The sequence below is a fragment of the Salinicola salarius genome (assembly GCF_003206135.1).
GTDB classification, from domain to species: domain Bacteria; phylum Pseudomonadota; class Gammaproteobacteria; order Pseudomonadales; family Halomonadaceae; genus Salinicola; species Salinicola salarius.
In genome coordinates this window covers 284,420-296,500 of sequence record NZ_PZJT01000006.1, presented here as the reverse complement: position 1 = coordinate 296,500, position 12,081 = coordinate 284,420, and the positions used below count along the sequence as shown (strand labels likewise).

Here is a 12,081-nt window from a genome sequence, read left to right as displayed (position 1 = left end):
GCACGAATGCGTCACGCATGAACGCTTCACGTACGAGCGCTTCACGTGCGAGCGTTTCGAGAGAGTGGTTGAAGCAGCAAGCGGCCGGCGTCCGGCCATGGTATCGAGGCGCCGTCGGCTGCGGTCTGCTGGCGGGCCTCGCCACCCTGATCCAGATGGGCGCACTGGCCTGGGTCGTCGATGATGTCGTGTCGAACCAGGCCACGCTGGACGATGTCGCCATCGGCGTCGCGCTGATCGTGATCGCCATTGCCGCCCGTGCCCTGGCGCAATGGGGGCAGGAAGTCTGCGGTCAGGCTTGCGGCCTGCGGGTCAAGCAGCAGGTAAGGGCGCGCCTGCTGGTGCGCCTACAACAACTGGGGCCGGTGCGCCTGGCTTCCCGCCATAGCGCGGGGCTGGCCAGTCAACTGGTGGATCAGGTCGAGTCGCTGGAAGGCTACTACTCCCGCTTCCTGCCTCAGATGGTGTTGGCAGCGCTGATTCCACTGATCTATCTCGTCGTGGTGTTCTGGCTCAACTGGCTGGCGGCGATCTGGCTGTTGATCGCCGCCCCCTTGATTCCGCTGTTCATGGCGCTGATCGGCATGGGCGCCCAGCGTCTCAACGAAGCGCAGTTCCAGGCGGTCACCCGGCTTTCCGGTCATTTCCTCGATCGGGTCCGGGGGATCGCGACCCTTCAGCTCTTCGGGCTCGCCGAGCGCAGCGTCGAAGAGGTCAGCGAGGTCGCCCACGACTATCGCCGGCGCAGCCTCAAGACGCTGCGAGTGGCGTTTCTGTCATCGGCGGTGCTCGAATTCTTCGCTGCCGTGTCGGTGGCCGTCGTGGCCATCTACATCGGTCTCGGTCTGCTGGGCTACATTCAGTACGGGCCGGCCGAGCAGCTCGATCTGTTCAGCGGGCTGTTCATCCTGCTGCTGGCGCCGGAGTTCTTCCAGCCGCTGCGCACGCTCTCTCAGCACTACCACGATCGCGCCTCCGCCCTGGGGGCTGCCGAAGGGCTGGTGGCACTGCTCGAACCGGATGCAGAAGAAGAAACCGCACCTGCGGAAAGCGCCCGATCCGACGAGACGGCCAGCCGTGAACTCATTTCTAGTGCTGTCGAGCTCGTGAACGTCGAACTGCGCCATGCGGGGCGCGAGCGAATTCTCGGGCCGCTGTCGCTGCGTGTCGATTCGGGCGAAGTGGTAGCGCTGATCGGTCCATCCGGCAGCGGCAAATCCAGTCTGCTGCAGCTGATCGCCGGGTTCATCGCGCCGAGCGCGGGGGAGGTCGAGGTACGCCGCGATCCTGCCATCGCCTGGCTGGATCAGCGTCCGCTGATCATCCAGGGCACGCTGGCCGAAAATCTGCGGCTGGTCGCACCCGATGCCAGTGACGAGGCATTGCGCAGCGCCTTGACGCAGGCCGGGCTGGGCCAGTGGTTGGCATCGGCATCAAGCGGGCTCGAGACGCCGCTGGGCGAACGCGGTGTCGGGCTTTCCGGTGGCGAAGGGCAGCGGCTGGCGCTGGCCCGGGTGTTTCTCTCCCAGGCCAGGCTGGTGCTGCTGGACGAGCCGACGGCGGCGCTGGACCCGGAAACCGAACAGCACGTGATCGCGGGGCTGACGCAACTGGCGGCGAGCGGGCGGACCCTGATCGTCGCCACCCACCATCCAGCGATCATGGCGATGGCCGGTCGGGTCTTCGCGATCGAACAAGGCCGGTTGTCACGGATCGAGCGCTCGGCCGATGCGCGGGAGACGAACTCATGAAAGCACTGCTATCCCTGCGACCCTGGCTCGGCGTCCTGGTCGAGCGTCGCGGGCGCTTGCTGCTGGGGGCGCTGCTGATGCTCGCCACGCTGCTCAGCGCATTGGGGCTGCTGTCGCTCTCCGGCTGGTTCATTACCGCCACGGCAATCGCGGCGGTTAGCGCCTCGGGCTATCTGGACGTGTTCACGCCGGGGGGCGGGATTCGATTCTTCGCCGTCTCGCGCACGGTCAGTCGCTATCTGGAGCGGCTCTACAATCACGATACGATATTGCGGCTGCTGGCCGATCTGCGCGGGCGCGTGTTCGCGAGGCTGGTCACCCTGGATGCGCGCACGCTGGCACGGGCACGCGCTTCCCAGTGGCTCAACCGGCTGACGGCGGATATCGACACCCTCGACAACCTCTACCTGCGCCTGCTGGCGCCGCCGCTGGTCGCGCTAATCAGCATCCTGGCGTTCGCGGCCTTCGCGGCGGCGTTTCTGCCCATCGCGGGAATCGTCCTGCTAGCCATTCTGTTGCCGCTGGGGCTGGTTGCCACCGCCGGCTGCGCCTGGTGGGGCTGGCAAGCCAGTCATCGCCGGGTCGATCGTCAGGAGCAATTGCGTGTCCGCGCCATCGAGCAGGTCGAAGGTCTGGCGGAACTGACCAGCTACCGGGCGCTGGATGCCCACCGTGAGCTCTGGCATCGCGAAGAGCGGGCGCTGCTCGACGATCAGCGCCGACTCGGCCAGCGCACGGCCACGGGCAATCTCGTCGTCACCGTGGGAATCCAACTGGCCACGCTGGCCGTGCTGCTGCTGGGGCTCGAGGCCTTTCGTAGCGGCCAGGTGAGCGGCCCGGTCATGGTGATGCTGGCGCTGGGAACGCTCGCGGTGAGCGAGGGGCTGGGCAACCTGCCGATGGCGTTCACGCAACTGGGCGCGACGGTGAGAGCGGCGGAGCGCCTCAACGCTCAGGCCGAACTGAAGACGCCATTGACCGGCGAGCGCTTGACCTCGGGCGGCGCGGCGCCGTCGCTGGACTATCGAAACGTCGAGGTCGCCCACGGGGCGCGATTCGTGTTCAGCGGCCTGAACCTTTCCCTCGCCCCCGGCCAGCGTATCGGCATCATCGGCGCCTCGGGGATCGGCAAGTCGACGCTGGCGCAGTTGGCCGTGCGCGCCTTCGACCCGCAGGGTGGGCATGTCGAATTCGATCACCGGGATATTGCCGGGATCGCGCCCGACTCGCTGAGAGCCAGAATCGGCTATCTCACCCAGCGCAGCGAGCTGTTCCACGACACCCTGGCCGCCAACCTGCGAATGGGCGATCCGGACGCCAGCGATGCGCAGCTGTGGGATGCGCTCGAGCGCGTCGAGCTCAAGGCCTGGGCGGAGGCGCTGCCGGAAGGGCTGGAAACCTGGGTCGGCGAGCAGGGGCGTCAGCTTTCCGGCGGTCAGGCCCGCCGGGTCGCACTGGCGCGGGTGATGCTGCGCGACTCGCCGCTGGTGATCCTGGACGAACCCTTGAGCGGCCTGGACGCCGCCACCGCCGCGTCGCTCGCAAAGACACTGGACGCCTGGCTGTCCGGCCGCACGACGCTATTGCTGGGGCACGACGAAGCGGCACTGCCCCGCTGCGATCGCTACTGGCGGCTGGTGCCGGGCCAACATGGCGCACAACTCCTCGGTTAGCAGCGGCTATTCGACGACCGAAACCAGCGCGTTTTTGCGTTTACAGTAAGAATTCCGGAGCTGGTCTGAGGGGCATAAGTGAACACCAAATCTACTTTTGTATAGATTATGCGTCTACTTATTCCTTGGTCATGCTTAAAAACGTAGACATTTTGCCAATAGTGTCGACGTTATGAATGACGCTATCGTGGTGGCTTCTCAAGAACGGCATCGACGGTGCCAGGAGCCAAAGACATGTCCGCCTTCCAATGGGACGACCCTTTTCTGTTTGACCAGCAGCTCAGCGACGAAGAGCGCCAGATTCAGCAACTGGCGCGCGACTACTGTCAGGAGCGCCTGCAGCCGCGGGTGCTCAAGGCCTTCGAGAAGGATCACTTCGATCGCGAAATCCTGCGCGAGATGGGCGGGTTGGGCCTGCTGGGCGCGACGGTGGCCGAGACCTATGGCGGCGCTGGCGCCAATCACGTCGCCTACGGGCTGATCGCGAGAGAGGTCGAGCGGGTCGACTCCGGCTACCGTTCCGCCATGAGCGTGCAATCCTCGCTGGTGATGTATCCGATCGAGACCTACGGCACCGAGGCGCAGAAGCAGCGCTATCTGCCCGAGCTGGCGAGCGGCGAGATGGTGGGCTGCTTCGGCCTGACCGAGCCCAACGCGGGCTCCGACCCCGGCAGCATGCAGACCCGGGCGAAGAAGGTCGAAGGCGGCTACCGTCTCAGCGGCCAGAAGATGTGGATCACCAATAGCCCCATCGCCGATATCGCCGTGGTCTGGGCCAAATCCGATGCCCACGAGGGCAAGATCAAGGGCTTCGTGGTCGAGCGCGGTGCCGAGGGCTTCTCGACGCCGACCATTCAGGCCAAGGCGTCGTTGCGGGCCTCGGTGACCGGCGAGATCGTGCTGGATGACGTCTTCGTGCCGGAAGAGGCATTGTTGCCCGGCGCCTCCGGGCTGGGCGGACCGTTCGGGTGTCTCAACAAGGCGCGCTACGGCATTAGCTGGGGCACCATGGGCGCGGCGGAATTCTGCTGGCATGCAGCGCGTCAGTACACGCTGGATCGCCAGCAATTCGGGCGTCCGCTGGCAGCGACTCAGCTGGTCCAGCTCAAGCTGGCGGACATGCAGACCGAAATCGCCCTGGGCCTGCAGGCCTGTCTGCGGGTCGGCCGCCTGCTGGACGATGGCCAGGCGACGCCGGAGATGATCTCGCTGATCAAGCGCAATCACTGCGGCAAGGCGCTCGACATCGCCCGCGTCGCGCGGGACATGCACGGCGGCAACGGCATCTCGCTGGAATTTGGCGTGATCCGCCACATGATCAACCTGGAGACGGTCAACACCTACGAGGGCACGCATGATGTCCACGCTCTGATCCTGGGCCGCGCCCAGACCGGCATCCAGGCGTTCGGGTGAGCGCGATGAGCGACGTCACCCAGCCGCTGGCCGGGCTCAAGGTGCTGGATCTCTCGCGGGTGCTGGCCGGCCCGTGGTGTACGCAGCAGCTGGCGGATCTCGGCGCCGAAGTGGTCAAGATCGAAAGGCCAGGGCAGGGCGACGACACCCGCGCCTGGGGGCCGCCGTGGCTGGAAGATGCAGAGCCGGAATCGACGCCGGGCACGGGGCAGCAGACGAAAGCCTCCGCCTATTTCCTCAGCGCCAACCGCGGCAAGCGCTCGGTCGCCATCGATCTTTCGACGGCCGAGGGGCAGGAGCTGGTCCGTCGACTGGCAACGAAGGCCGACGTGGTGATCGAGAACTTCAAGGTTGGCGGGCTGGCCGCCTACGGGCTCGATTACGCCAGCCTCAAAAGGCTCAAGCCGGAGCTGGTCTACTGTTCGATCACCGGCTTCGGTCAGGACGGCCCCTACGCCGGCCGCGCTGGTTACGACTTCCTGATCCAGGGCATGGGCGGTTTGATGAGCCTGACCGGCGAACCCGTTGATCGCGGCGGCGAGCCGATGAAGGTGGGCGTCGCGATCACCGATATCTTCACCGGGCTCTACGCCGCCAACGCGATTCTCGCGGCGCTGCGCCGACGGGATGCCACCGGCGAGGGCGGTTATATCGACATGGCGCTGCTGGACGTTCAGGTCGGCGTGCTCGCCAACCAGGCGCTCAACTATCTGACCAGCGGGCAGACGCCGCAGCGCATGGGCAACGCGCATCCCAACATCGTGCCGTATCAGGCCTTTGCCGCGTCGGATGGCCACCTCATCGTCACCGTGGGCAACGACACCCAGTTCCGGCATCTTTGCGAGGCGCTGGGCGAGAGCGAGTGGGCGACGGACCCGCGCTTCGCCACCAATGCCCAGCGGGTCGCCCACCGCGAGCTTCTCGTCACGCGCTTGAGCGAACGCCTGATCGCCAGGCCGAGGGACGAGTGGCTCGCGCTGCTGGAAGCCCACGGCGTGCCTTGCGGCCCCATCAATACGCTGGATCAGGTGTTCGACGATCCGCAGGTGCGCCACCGGGAGATGGTGGTGGAGCGCACCATGAGCGATGGACACCCTGCGCGGCTGGTCGCCAACCCGATCACGCTGGACGGTCAGCGGATGACCTCACCGCATTCGCCGCCGCGCCTGGGCGAGCACACCGAGGGCGTGCTGAGCGATTGGCTGGCGCTGGATGCCGAGGCATTGGCGGATCTGCGTCGCACCGGCGCGATTGGCTGAGCGGGAAGGGCTCCGGGCCGCTTGAATCCAGAAACGCTTGAACCCGGAGACGTTTAAAACCAGAGACGTTTAAACCCAGCCCTGTTCCTGCAACCGCTCCCGGATGATCGGCACCGGCGTCATCAGATGTTCCCGCATCAGCACACTGGCAGCGGAGGCGTCGCGAGCCAGGATCGTGTCCAGCAGCGCCTGATGTTCGCGCTGCTTCTCGGCGAGCGCCTGCTCGGAAAAGACGGTCTGGCGCAGCCACAGGTGGCGATAGCGCTGGGCCTGATCGAATAGTGCCGCGCGGGACTGCAGCAGCGGCAGGCAGCCGCACCCCGCCACCATGGCATCGTGCAGTGCCTGATGGCGCGCATCCCAGCGTTCGAGCATCTCGTCGGCGTCCTGCACCCGGGTAACCTTGGCCAGGGTATGGGTACGTGCCAGCACTGTCGCTTCCCATTCGTCATCGCCGCGTTCGATGGCGAGCCGAATCAGCAACCCTTCCAGTTCCGCCCGCGCGTCGTAGATCGCTTCCAGCTCGGAAATCGACATCGGCGCCACCCGATAGCCCCGCTGGCTGATGCCGGTGACCAGGCGTTCGCCGATCAGCCGCGTCAACGCCTCGCGCAAGGGGCCGACACCGGTGTCATAGCGGGCCTTGAGCCGGCTCATCAGCAGCTTTTCCTGCGGCGCGTAGAGGCCGCGGATGATGTCCGCCTTCAGGCGATGATAGACATCGAGCGCGGTGGGGGAACGGTCGGAAATCGCGGTCATGTCTTGGGCCATGTCGGAATCGATCAGTGTGTCATTCAGGTCTGTCGATATTGAATAAAAATATCGACGTCTATGTCGAGACAAAAGGCACTCGACGAGAGGCGCATTGTGATGGGCCGGACCGCCGACCAGACTGGCAAGGAAGACTTCGACGTTGCCACGGCTAGGCGAATGGTTCGTCGTGAGAGACGCTCGCGTCGTTCTCGATCGGGAGACGTTGGCGGCGAAGCGTCGTTCTCGATCACGAAATAGGCCCGATCAAGGCACGTTCGCGACGAAGCGTTTGCGATAGAAGCGTTTGCGATAGAAGAGAGATCCGTCATGCCGCTGACCACACCGCACCAGATCGAGCAGCATATCGCCAGAATCATGGCGTTCTATCACCCGCGCTGTATCGACCCTCAGGCGGGGTTTTATCATTACCTCACCGACGACGGGCATCTCTACAACCGCCACCATCGGCATCTCGTCTCCAGCGCCGGCTACGTGATCCTCTATGCCCGCTACGCCATGCACACTGGCGACCCCGAATACCTGGCGTGGGCGCGGCACGGGCTGAAGTTTCTGGAAGAGAGCCATTACCAGACCCGAACCCAGGGCTACGCCTGGACGCTGGACAACGGCAAACCCGACGACACCACCCAGCACTGCTACGGTCTGGCCTCGGTCATGCTGGCCTACGCCACGGCCCTGAAGGCAGGCGTTACCGAAGCCCGAGCCGGGCTCGACCGCGTGCATGCATTACAGACCCGGCGGTTTTTCGAGCCCCATCGGCAATTGTACGCCGCCGAAGCGGACGACCATTGGCGGCTGACCGGCTACCGGGGCCAGAGCGCCAACCTGCGCAACTGCGAAGCGCTGATCTGCGCCTTCGACGCGACCGGGGATGCCGCCTTTCTGGAACGGGCGCTGACCATCGCGCGGACGCTGTGGCACAAGCTCGCGCCGATGGGCGATGGCTGGCTCTGGGAGCATTACGACCGCGATTGGCACCCTGATTTCGATTACCACCGCGACCAGCCCGACGACCTGTTTCGCCCCTGGGGGTTCCAGATCGGGCATCAGACCACCTGGGCCAGGCTGATGGTAGTGCTTTCGCGCCATTGCCCGAGGGAGAGCTGGTTGATTTCCACCGCCAAGCGTCTGTTCATCGAAGCGGTCGAGAAGGGGTGGGATGCCCGATACGACGGGCTGGTCTACGGCGTGAATTTCAACCGCCAGTTTCTCAATCGCGACAAGGTGTACTGGGTGCAGGCCGAAAGCCTGGTCGCCGCGGCGATGCTTGGCGACCTGACGGGCGAAGCCCGCTACTGGCGCTGGTACGACAAGATCGCCAATTACTGCTGGCAGCACATGATCGATCACGAGCACGGCGCCTGGTATCGGATCCTGACGCCGGACAACCGTCGCTATTCCAGAGAGAAGAGCCCGGCGCCCAAGACCGACCACCAGACCCTCGGCGCCTGTTGCGATATTTTGCCGATCATGCGTCGCCAGCACGGCGAGCGGCAGGCAGCGTCATCGGTCTGACGTGTCGGAGACCGCTTCGGTGGACGACGCTTTCGACGCCAGAAGCGCGGCCCGTTCATCGTCGAGCCGATGGCGGATGTTGGTCCAGGCCGAAAAGGTGCTGAGGTAGGACTCCCCGGTCAGGTGCTCCAGGAAGTCGCTCTTGCTGAGTCTATCCATGACCGGCCCTTTCACCTCCGCCAGATGCAGCGTGACCTGCGAATCCTTCAGGCGGGCATTGATCGCCTCCAGACTTTCCAGCGCCGAGGCATCGATCAGGTTCACCGCCGAGCAGATCAGCACCAGATGCTTCAGGTTGGCGCGATCGGCCAGCAGGCCGTAGACGGTATCCTCGAGATAGCGGGCGTTGGCGAAGTAGAGGCTTTCGTCGACGCGCAGCAGGGCGATCTCGTCGTCGACTTCCGCCTCGTGGCGCTGGATGTTGCGGAAATGCTCCGTGCCCGGCAGGCGGCCGACTTCCGCCGTGTGCGGCCGGCTGGTGCGATAGAGATAGAGCGCCAGCGACACGCCGACACCGGCCATGACGCCGGCTTCCACGCCCTCGACGAACGTCAGCACGATCGTGATCAGCATCGCGGCGAAGTCGCTGCGGGAATAGTGCCAGGTCCGCTTCAGGCCGGGCAGGTCGACCAGCGTCATCGCCGAAACGATGATGCTGGCCGCCAGAGTCGCGATAGGCAGGTAGGCGATCAGCGAGGTCAGAAACAGGATCACCAACCCGACGCCCAGCGCCGCGAATGCCCCCGCGGCCGGCGTGCGGGCGCCCGAATCGAAGTTGATCACCGTGCGCGACAGGCTGCCCGTCACCGGCATGCCGGAGGTGAAGGCCGCCGCGAGGTTGGCAGTGCCGAGGCCCACCAGCTCCTGATCCGGCGAGATGCGCTCGCGCCGGCGCGCCGCCAGCATCTGCGCCAGCGAGACCGACTCGATGAACCCCACCACGCTGATCAGGAACGCAGGCAGCAGCAGGTCGCGCAGCAGGCCCGGATCGAACGATGGCAGGCTCAGCGGCGGCAGGTGAGCGGGGATGTGGCCGACGACATCCACCCCGAGCGCCGGCAGATCCAGCGACCAGGAAATCAGCGTCGTGATCGCGACCGCCATGACCGGCCCCAGGCGCACGATGAACGTCGCCACGCCGGCACGCAGCCCCATCTTCCGCAACACGGGGCCGGCCCGGCGCATGAGCAGCAGGAACACCAGCGCCGAGGCGCCCAGTATCAGAGTCGGCCAATGGACATCGTTCAGGTGGGTCAACAGATGGGCCAACTGATCGATCAGCGTGAACCCCGAACCGCCGACGCCGATCAGACTGGCGAACTGGCTGGCGGCGATCAGCACGCCGGAAGCCGTGAGCAGGCCGGAAACCACCGGGTGACTGAGGAAATTGGCGAAGAAACCGAGCTTCAGCAGGCCCATGACGGCCAGCACCAGACCCGACAGCATGGCAAGCGTCGTCGCGGCCTGGCTGTAAGCCGCCGTACCGCTGGCGAACAGCGGCGAGAGCGCGGCGGCCGTCATCAGCGAAACGATCGCCATCGGCCCCACGGCCAACGTCCGGCTAGTCCCGAAGATCGAGTAGAGAATCAGTGGCAGCATGCTGGCGTAGAGGCCGGTAATCGCCGGCAGCCCGGCGAGAATGGCATAGGCCAGCGCCTGAGGGATCACCATCAGCGTGACGATGAGGGATGCCACCAGATCCTCGTTGAGGAGATGGCGGTTGTAATAGGGCGCCCAACTGATGATCGGAAAATAACGTGCCAGACGGGCACGGAAATGGATCTGCTCTCGGGTATCGGTTCCCCTCAGTCGGCGCCAAAGGCTCATCGTGCTATGTAACTCCCTTGCATAAGCTTATCGTTCGAAACGATAAATGGTGCGCTTCAAGGCTGGCGCATGCAAGTCGGACGCATCAAGCCGCAGAAGGGGGGCCGGTCGGCCGCGCTCCACGCGCCGTCAGGCGGTCTGGATGGCCCGCGCCCGCTCATAGAGTTTCCTGGCGCTATCGATGGCAAAGCGTTCATGTCGATCCAGTTCCAGCATGGGGCCGGTCAGGCTGCCGTAAGATTCGGCGACATCCCGGATTTCCTGAGCGTAGCGTTGCAGCAGATGTTCCAGGTTCATGTTGATCATCATGATTTCCAGCTCGAACTCCTGCTGCAGAAGCTGGTAGTGGCTGCGTTCGTCGTCATTGCCAGCCTTTGCAACTCTAACGCGAAGCGTATCGTTCACGAGATTTTGCGTCGTCTTGAGTTTGGGAATCAGATCGTGAACGAGGTCTCGGGCGAATAGCTTGCCGTCAGTGCTCAGTGGGGAGTGGTCTTGCAAAATAGGCATACTTGAAATGGCCGTTTGGGTCAGGGCAGGCTAGGCGCTGCAAGATGAGCGCCGTATGCCAGCGAATATCGGTCTGTTCTGCGGAAACTTGTGCGCTTCTGACGCACCACACATGAGACGCACCGCGCATGAAACGCTACCCAGGCATCGAGACGCCAGAGCAATGGAAGCCTGGCCGGCGGGCGTTTGAAGAAGGGCAGCGCGGTCATGCCGAAGCGTCGACCAACCCTCTTCCCAGATCTCCGGAAAAATGGCCGGAAAACGCCTCGGCAATCCGCAACACCTCCTCCGCCGGAATCTGCCGGATGACATCACCGGTCTCCTTGTCCACCACCTTGGTGATGACACGGCTGTCGAACTCGCTCAGCTCGAAGCGCAGGCCATACTGCCGCATGACTTCGTTGAGCTCATCGACCCGGTCGGCCAGCTGGCCGCTGAAGACAGACGCTGAATCGGCAACAGGGGAATCGCCATGCTGTTCGAGCGTCGGCTTCGGCATTCGCTCCGTGTCGTTGAGCAGAATGTCGAGCCGCTGCTGGGATGAGCTGTTCGATGACAGGTTCAGATGGAGTGTCGCCATATCGACGGGGTTAGGCATGACTATCTTCCTCGAAGGATCAAACCAGAATGTCGGAATACCGCGCTGATGCTATGAACGCCATACATGATGGCACCGGCTTCCCCTGATACCGGCGGCTTATTCGAACCACCCGTCGGGAAGCGACTTCGCCATCGTCAATCGCCTGCAAACCAGCACTATTGATACCTTCGAGCGTGCCGATGCAGTTTGCCATCACCCCTCGCGTGCCGGCTCAGAGACGGGTGAGCCAGCGATAATCTGCCCAGCCGGCGAAGCCTGGAAGGCTGACGACACTGATTCCTAGAGTTATCGACAGTAAAGAGGAATTCTGAAGTGAGGAAGGAGGCCTAGCGCATATAAAAAGAGGATAGAGCGCTGAATCGGCAGGTGCGTACTGTTTATTGGAATTGATGTGATTTAATTAAAATTAAAATTTTCCAATGCTGAAGTGTCGGATTCGATGAGATCCAATGCCTCATAGGTATAACGCTTTTGAGCCTTCACCGCCCGGGCATAGAGTTCATGCAGCGTGTGGTATTCACCCGGCATTTGCTGGTTCGATCCCGTGGCTTCGAATTTCGTCATCAGCGACTTGGCATCGTCGACGAGCCGCTGCAGCTCTGCCAACACGAATTCGTAGTCTTCTATTGTCATTGATGCTACCTGGAAACGGCGAGTTTGGGCGCATGAAACCATGCAGAAGCGCCAGCCATTGGCCTGATTAAAGAAGTGTTTTGTCGTTTGATCGGCAGTCGAGAGCAGAAGACAAAAGGGCGGCT

At 63.8% G+C, this 12,081-nt stretch carries 10 protein-coding genes; 5 read left to right on the top strand and 5 right to left on the bottom strand.

What is annotated here, in order from left to right:
• Nucleotides 1-68 precede the first annotated feature (68 nt).
• From cydD to DOM32_RS07815, 4 genes are all read left to right on the top strand, one after another.
• Nucleotides 69-1,751 carry a thiol reductant ABC exporter subunit CydD gene (gene cydD, locus DOM32_RS07830; RefSeq protein WP_244179852.1) on the top strand — a complete coding sequence of 561 codons (1,683 nt, stop codon included), beginning with the start codon at nt 69-71 and terminating at the stop codon, nt 1,749-1,751.
• Nucleotides 1,748-3,424, top strand: a complete 1,677-nt coding sequence (gene cydC, locus DOM32_RS07825; RefSeq protein WP_110632953.1) for a thiol reductant ABC exporter subunit CydC — start codon at nt 1,748-1,750, stop codon at nt 3,422-3,424. The genes cydD and cydC overlap by 4 nt, the downstream gene beginning before the upstream one ends.
• Before the next feature lie 234 nt (nt 3,425-3,658).
• Nucleotides 3,659-4,837 (top strand): acyl-CoA dehydrogenase, encoded by a 1,179-nt coding sequence (locus tag DOM32_RS07820; RefSeq protein WP_110632950.1) that lies wholly within the window; start codon nt 3,659-3,661, stop codon nt 4,835-4,837.
• A gap of 5 nt (nt 4,838-4,842) precedes the next feature.
• A complete protein-coding gene (locus tag DOM32_RS07815) occupies nt 4,843-6,096 on the top strand; it encodes a CaiB/BaiF CoA transferase family protein (protein WP_110632946.1) in 1,254 nt (417 codons plus the stop codon).
• 69 nt (nt 6,097-6,165) lie between these two features.
• On the opposite strand, the gene csiR is transcribed toward DOM32_RS07815, so the two are convergent.
• The gene (csiR, locus tag DOM32_RS07810; RefSeq protein WP_420876616.1) at nt 6,166-6,867 is read right to left on the bottom strand and encodes a DNA-binding transcriptional regulator CsiR; all 702 of its coding nucleotides are present in this window, start codon (nt 6,865-6,867) and stop codon (nt 6,166-6,168) included.
• A gap of 309 nt (nt 6,868-7,176) precedes the next feature.
• On the opposite strand from csiR, the gene DOM32_RS07805 reads away from it, so the two are divergent.
• Nucleotides 7,177-8,385, top strand: a complete 1,209-nt coding sequence (locus DOM32_RS07805; protein WP_110632943.1) for an AGE family epimerase/isomerase — start codon at nt 7,177-7,179, stop codon at nt 8,383-8,385.
• On the opposite strand, the gene DOM32_RS07800 is transcribed toward DOM32_RS07805, so the two are convergent.
• The 4 genes from DOM32_RS07800 to DOM32_RS07785 all read right to left on the bottom strand — a co-directional run bounded on the left by DOM32_RS07800 (nt 8,374) and on the right by DOM32_RS07785 (nt 11,956).
• Complete coding sequence (locus DOM32_RS07800) at nt 8,374-10,212, bottom strand: SulP family inorganic anion transporter (protein ID WP_110632939.1); 1,839 nt, start codon at nt 10,210-10,212, stop codon at nt 8,374-8,376. The two genes, DOM32_RS07805 and DOM32_RS07800, sit on opposite strands and share 12 nt — an antisense overlap.
• Before the next feature lie 129 nt (nt 10,213-10,341).
• Nucleotides 10,342-10,617 carry a hypothetical protein gene (locus DOM32_RS07795; protein ID WP_110632936.1) on the bottom strand — a complete coding sequence of 92 codons (276 nt, stop codon included), beginning with the start codon at nt 10,615-10,617 and terminating at the stop codon, nt 10,342-10,344.
• A 310-nt stretch (nt 10,618-10,927) separates the two neighbouring features.
• Nucleotides 10,928-11,320, bottom strand: coding sequence for a flagellar protein FlaG (locus tag DOM32_RS07790; protein WP_244179851.1), 393 nt, complete (start codon nt 11,318-11,320; stop codon nt 10,928-10,930).
• Between the two features lie 399 nt (nt 11,321-11,719).
• Nucleotides 11,720-11,956, bottom strand: a complete 237-nt coding sequence (locus DOM32_RS07785) for a hypothetical protein (RefSeq protein ID WP_157957039.1) — start codon at nt 11,954-11,956, stop codon at nt 11,720-11,722.
• Nucleotides 11,957-12,081: the final 125 nt, after the last annotated feature.

Excerpts from the sequence above, each read along its gene's own strand:
- cydC (WP_110632953.1), top strand. The coding sequence starts at position 1,748 with ATGAAAGCACTGCTATCCCTGCGACCCTGGCTCGGCGTCCTGGTCGAG.
- DOM32_RS07820 (WP_110632950.1), top strand. The coding sequence starts at position 3,659 with ATGTCCGCCTTCCAATGGGACGACCCTTTTCTGTTTGACCAGCAGCTC.
- DOM32_RS07815 (WP_110632946.1), top strand. The coding sequence starts at position 4,843 with ATGAGCGACGTCACCCAGCCGCTGGCCGGGCTCAAGGTGCTGGATCTC.
- csiR (WP_420876616.1), bottom strand. The coding sequence starts at position 6,867 with ATGGCCCAAGACATGACCGCGATTTCCGACCGTTCCCCCACCGCGCTC.
- DOM32_RS07805 (WP_110632943.1), top strand. The coding sequence starts at position 7,177 with ATGCCGCTGACCACACCGCACCAGATCGAGCAGCATATCGCCAGAATC.
- DOM32_RS07800 (WP_110632939.1), bottom strand. The coding sequence starts at position 10,212 with ATGAGCCTTTGGCGCCGACTGAGGGGAACCGATACCCGAGAGCAGATC.
- DOM32_RS07790 (WP_244179851.1), bottom strand. The coding sequence starts at position 11,320 with ATGCCTAACCCCGTCGATATGGCGACACTCCATCTGAACCTGTCATCG.
- DOM32_RS07785 (WP_157957039.1), bottom strand. The coding sequence starts at position 11,956 with ATGACAATAGAAGACTACGAATTCGTGTTGGCAGAGCTGCAGCGGCTC.